4 protein-coding genes and 1 pseudogene are annotated in these 5,212 nt (G+C 64.6%); all 5 read left to right on the top strand.

Annotated features, from left to right (window positions below):
• Positions 1-78: 78 nt before the first annotated feature.
• On the top strand, positions 79-1,017 hold the full coding sequence (locus GPA21_RS19225) for a bifunctional riboflavin kinase/FAD synthetase (RefSeq protein ID WP_168989689.1): 939 nt from the start codon (positions 79-81) through the stop codon (positions 1,015-1,017).
• 14 nt (positions 1,018-1,031) lie between these two features.
• Entirely contained in the window at positions 1,032-3,851 is a 2,820-nt protein-coding gene (gene ileS / locus GPA21_RS19220) for an isoleucine--tRNA ligase (RefSeq protein ID WP_168989688.1), read from the top strand.
• Positions 3,852-3,857: 6 nt separating this feature from the next.
• On the top strand, positions 3,858-4,352 hold the full coding sequence (gene lspA / locus GPA21_RS19215; RefSeq protein WP_168989687.1) for a signal peptidase II: 495 nt from the start codon (positions 3,858-3,860) through the stop codon (positions 4,350-4,352).
• Positions 4,349-4,777: an FKBP-type peptidyl-prolyl cis-trans isomerase gene (locus GPA21_RS19210; protein ID WP_168989686.1), complete on the top strand. Its 429-nt coding sequence runs from the start codon at positions 4,349-4,351 to the stop codon at positions 4,775-4,777. Before lspA ends, GPA21_RS19210 begins: the two co-directional genes overlap by 4 nt.
• 20 nt (positions 4,778-4,797) lie before the next feature.
• Positions 4,798-5,212, top strand: a pseudogene (gene ispH, locus GPA21_RS19205) (4-hydroxy-3-methylbut-2-enyl diphosphate reductase); the annotation flags it as partial.

Genomic DNA, 5,212 nt, shown 5'->3' with positions numbered 1-5,212 from the left:
TGTCTTCGTCGGTCGGTAAGCAGCGCCCGGTCCGGGTCGAACCGGTCCACCCCGCAGGGCAACACTGATCAGGCGGACATGCAGGTCACCAGAGGCATACCCGAACACGCGAAGCAGCCGTCGGTGCTGACGATAGGCAATTTCGACGGCGTGCACCGCGGTCATCAGGCACTGCTGCGTCAGCTGGTCGAGCGCGCGCACAGCGTCGGCGCACCCGCCACCGTGCTGACCTTCGAGCCACACCCACGCGAGTATTTCGCTCCGGCCCATGCACCCGCCCGCCTCGCGTCATTGCGCGAAAAGCTCATACTACTGGCTGCCAACGGTGTCGAATGCGTGCATGTGGTGCGGTTCAATGCCCACTTCGCATCGCTCAGCGCGGAGCGTTTCGTCGACGACATGCTGGTACGCGGCCTCGGCGTACGTCATGTGATCATCGGCGACGACTTCCGCTTTGGCGCTGGCCGACGTGGCGATTTCGCCTTTCTGCAACAAGCCGCCGTCACCCACGGTTTCAGCGTAGAAGCCATGGATACGGTCGAGCTGGGCGACAGCCGGATCTCCAGTTCGGCAGTGCGCGACGCGCTCGCGGGCGGCGACGTTGCGCTCGCCACGCACTACCTCGGACGCCCCTACAGCATCGCCGGCCGTGTATCCAGTGGTCAGCGCCTCGGGCGAACGCTCGGCTTTCCCACTGCCAACATCATGATGAAGCATCGCAAGCCGCCGCTGTCAGGCGTGTTCGCGGTCTGCATCGAAGGGCTGCGCCCGGGCCTGATCGAGGGCGTCGCCAACGTGGGCGTACGTCCGACGGTCGGCGCCACACCCCGTCCGATCCTGGAGACCCACGTATTCGACTGGAGCGGCAACTGCTACGGCGCCCATCTGCGGATACACTTCATGCACAAACTGCGCGACGAAATGCGCTTCGAGTCGATTGACGCGCTGTCGCATCAGATCGGCAAGGACATTCAGCACGCCCGCGACTGGTTCGCGATCAACCCCATCGAAGACTGAGGCCGGAACGCACAATGGCTGACTATCGCAACACGCTCAATCTCACCGACACCCCCTTTCCGATGCGCGGCAACCTCGCCAAGCGCGAGCCGGGCTGGATCGCCGAGTGGCAGCAGAAAAAACTCTACCGGCGCATTCGCGAGGTTTCGGCCGGACGCCCGCGCTTCGTGCTGCACGACGGCCCGCCCTACGCCAACGGCGACATCCACATCGGTCACGCGGTCAACAAGATCCTGAAGGACATCATCGTCCGCTCCCGCAACATGGCGGGCTTCGACGCCCCCTACGTGCCCGGCTGGGATTGTCACGGTCTGCCGATCGAGCACCAGATCGAGAAGCTGCATGGCAAGCACCTCCCCTCCGACCAGGCGCGCGCCTTGTGCCGCGAGTACGCCGGCGAGCAGATCGAGCGTCAGAAGAAGGACTTCATCCGTCTCGGCGTGCTCGGCGACTGGGACAACCCCTATCGCACGATGAACTACGCGAATGAGGCCGATGAGATCCGGGCCCTCGGCGAGATGTATCGCAAAGGCTTTCTGTTCAAGGGTCTCAAGCCGGTCAACTGGTGCTTCGACTGCGGTTCGGCACTGGCCGAGGCCGAAGTCGAATACCAGGACAAGAAGTCCCCGATGATCGACGTCGGCTTTCCGGTCGATGACGCCGACCGGGGCAAGCTCGCCTATGCCTTCGGCCTCGACACCCTGCCCGAGACCCGCGCCCTGGCGGTGATCTGGACCACCACCCCTTGGACGATCCCCGCCAACCAGGCTCTCAATGTGCATCCGGAGCATGTCTACGAACTGGTCGAAACCGAGCGCGGCCTGCTCATCCTTGCGGCCGAACTGCGCCAGAGCGCGCTCGAGCGCTACAAGCTCGAGGGCAAGGTGCTCGGTGCCACGCAAGGCATCGCGCTCGACCGCGTCAACTTCCGTCACCCGTTCTACGACCGGGTCTCGCCCATCCTGCTCGGTGACTATGTCGCCACCGACGCCGGCACCGGCATCGTGCACAGCGCCCCGGCCTACGGCATGGACGACTTCGCCACCTGCAGTCGTTACGGCATGCGCAACGACGAGATCCTCAATCCGGTTCAGGGCGACGGCCGCTTCGCCGACGACCTGCCCTTTTTCGGCGGCATGAATGTATGGGAAGCCGCGCCGACAATCCTCGCCAAGCTCGAGGAAGTCGGTTGCCTGCTCGCCTCCGGCTCGCTGACCCATAGCTACATGCACTGCTGGCGCCACAAGACGCCGGTGATCTACCGCGCGACCACCCAGTGGTTCGTCGGCATGGACCGCCTCGCCGGGCGCGAACAGGTCGAGGCCGGCGCCCCGACACTGCGCGAGCTCGCACTGAAGGCCGTCGAGGACACCCGTTTCTTCCCCGCCTGGGGCAAGGCCCGCCTGCATGCGATGATCGCCAACCGCCCCGACTGGTGTGTGTCGCGTCAGCGCAACTGGGGCGTGCCGATTCCGTTCTTCCTGCACAAGGAAACCGGCGAGCCGCATCCGCGCACGCTCGAACTGCTCGAGGAGGTCGCGAAACGCGTCGAGGCTGGCGGCATCGACGCCTGGTTCGCGCTCGACCCGGTCGAACTGCTCGGCGAGGACGCCCCGCAATACGACAAGATGCGCGACACGCTGGATGTCTGGTTCGACTCCGGCACCACCCACTGGAGCGTGCTGCGCGGCTCGCATGTCGACGAAGCCAAATGGCCGGCAGACCTCTACCTGGAAGGCTCCGACCAGCATCGCGGCTGGTTCCACTCGTCTCTGCTCACCGGCTGTGCGATCGACGGTCGGGCGCCCTATGACGGCCTGCTCACCCACGGCTTCGTGGTCGACGGCCAGGGCAAGAAGATGTCCAAGTCCAAGGGCAACGTGGTCGCCCCGCAGGAGGTTTCAGACCGCCTGGGCGCCGAGATCCTGCGTCTGTGGGTCGCGGCCACCGACTACTCCGGCGAGCTCACGATCTCCAATGAGATTCTCGATCGCGTCGTCGAGGTCTATCGCCGGCTGCGCAACACCTTGCGCTTCCTGCTCGCCAACACCTCGGACTTCGACATCGACAGCGATGCGGTGCCGGTGGACCAGTGGCTCGACATCGACCGCTATGCGCTGGCAATGACCCGTCAGCTGCAGGCCCGGATCGCCGCAGACTACGACCGCTACGAATTCCACAAGGCGGTGCAGGCGCTGCAGAACTTCGCCTCCGAAGACCTCGGCGCCTTCTATCTCGACATTCTCAAGGACCGTCTCTACACCACCCAGCCGAACTCGCTCGCCCGCCGTTCGGCGCAGACCGCGCTTTGGCACATCACCCGCACCGTGGTGACGATGATGGCGCCGATTCTCAGCTTCACCGCCGAGGAGATCTGGAAGCTCATCGGCGACGGCGAGGACGACAGCGTGATGCTGCACACCTTCCATGTGCTGCCGGAAGCAAGCGGTGAAGACGAGCGCATCGCGCGCTGGTCCCTGATCCGCGAGTCCCGCGCCGAGGTCCAGAAGGTGCTCGAGGGGCTGCGCAGCGACGGCCGCATCGGCGCCTCGCTGCAGGCGGAGGTTCGACTTCGTGCCAGCGGCGCGCGCCACACCGCACTGGCCGGGCTGGGTGGTGATCTTCGTTTCGTGATGATCACTTCGACCGCCGAGCTCGTCGAGGTGGCAACCGAGGCCGACGAAGGTGTCGATGCCGCGCCATCCGGCCACGCCAAGTGCGAGCGTTGCTGGCACTACCGCGAGGACGTCGGCACCAACCCGGCGCACCCGACGCTGTGCGGACGCTGCGACGAGAACCTGCACGGCAACGGGGAAACCCGGCTGCATGCCTGACCCGGCATGAACAAGAGACTTGCCGGCTGGTTGTCGATTTCGGCACTCGTGGTCGTGCTCGACCAGCTGACCAAGCTGGCGGTGCTGTCACTGATGGACTTCGGCCAGGCGATACCGGTCACCAGCTTCTTCCAGCTGGTGCTGGTCTTCAACCCGGGCGCGGCATTCAGCTTTCTTGCCGACCAGGGCGGCTGGCAGCGCTGGTTCTTCGTCGCACTGGCAATCATCATCTGCGGCTGGCTGCTGATGATGCTGCGCCATCATCAGGACGAGCGCGCGCTGCCACTGGCTTTCGCACTCATCATCGGCGGCGCCCTGGGCAACGTCATCGACCGCGTCCTCTATGGTGCCGTAGTTGATTTTCTATACTTTCATATCGGTCGCTACGGCTGGCCGGCCTTCAATGTGGCCGATTCGGCCATCACTGTCGGCGTCGTGCTGATGCTGCTGTCGCAGTTCTGGCCGCGCCGCACACGCCCTGACGCGGAGACTTCATCTTGAGCACGACCATTCAACCCGACAGCCTGGTCACCCTTCACTACCGTATCACGCTGGATAACGGCCAGCCCCTGATCAGCACCTTCGAGGGCACGCCCGCCACCCTGCAACTGGGCAATGCCGAGTTGCTGCCAAGCCTCGAGAAACTGCTCACCGGGCTCGAGATCGGTTGCGAGCAGGTATTCGAACTCGAAGCCGAGCAGGCCTTCGGCGCCTGGCGCCCGGAACTGGTCGAGCGCGTACAGCGTCGACACATGCCCGAGGAGAACATCGAGGCAATGTCGATCATGGAATTCACCGCACCCGATGGTTCGCGTTACTCGGGTCTGGTACGCGAGATCGACGAAGAAAGCGCGCTGATCGACTTCAACCATCCGCTGGCCGGCAAGAGCATCCGTTTCGAGGTGCGTGTCGTCGGCATCATGTAAGCACCCAACCGAGCCCCGACATGAGCGACAAAGAAATCCTGCTGGCCACCCCGCGTGGCTTCTGTGCCGGCGTAGAGCGGGCGATCGAGATCGTCGAACGCGCGCTGGAACGCTACGGCGCACCGATCTACGTGCGTCACGAAGTCGTGCATAACAAGTTCGTCGTCGACGGCCTGCGCGCCAAAGGCGCAATCTTCGTGGACGAACTCGACGAAGTGCCGGCCGGCAACACGGTGATCTTCAGCGCCCACGGGGTATCCCAGGCGGTCCGGCACGACGCCGAGGCGCGAGGCCTCAAGGTGTTCGACGCCACCTGCCCACTGGTCACCAAGGTGCACATCGAAGTCACCCGGATGCGCGAACAGGGCCACGAGATCATCATGATCGGCCACAAGGGCCATCCCGAGGTCGAAGGCACGATGGGCCAGGTCGCAG

It is taken from the genome of Azoarcus taiwanensis (assembly GCF_012910885.1).
GTDB lineage: Bacteria > Pseudomonadota > Gammaproteobacteria > Burkholderiales > Rhodocyclaceae > Azoarcus_F > Azoarcus_F taiwanensis.
The sequence above is the reverse complement of the archived record's forward strand: the minus strand, read 5'-3'. Positions and strand labels throughout refer to the sequence as shown.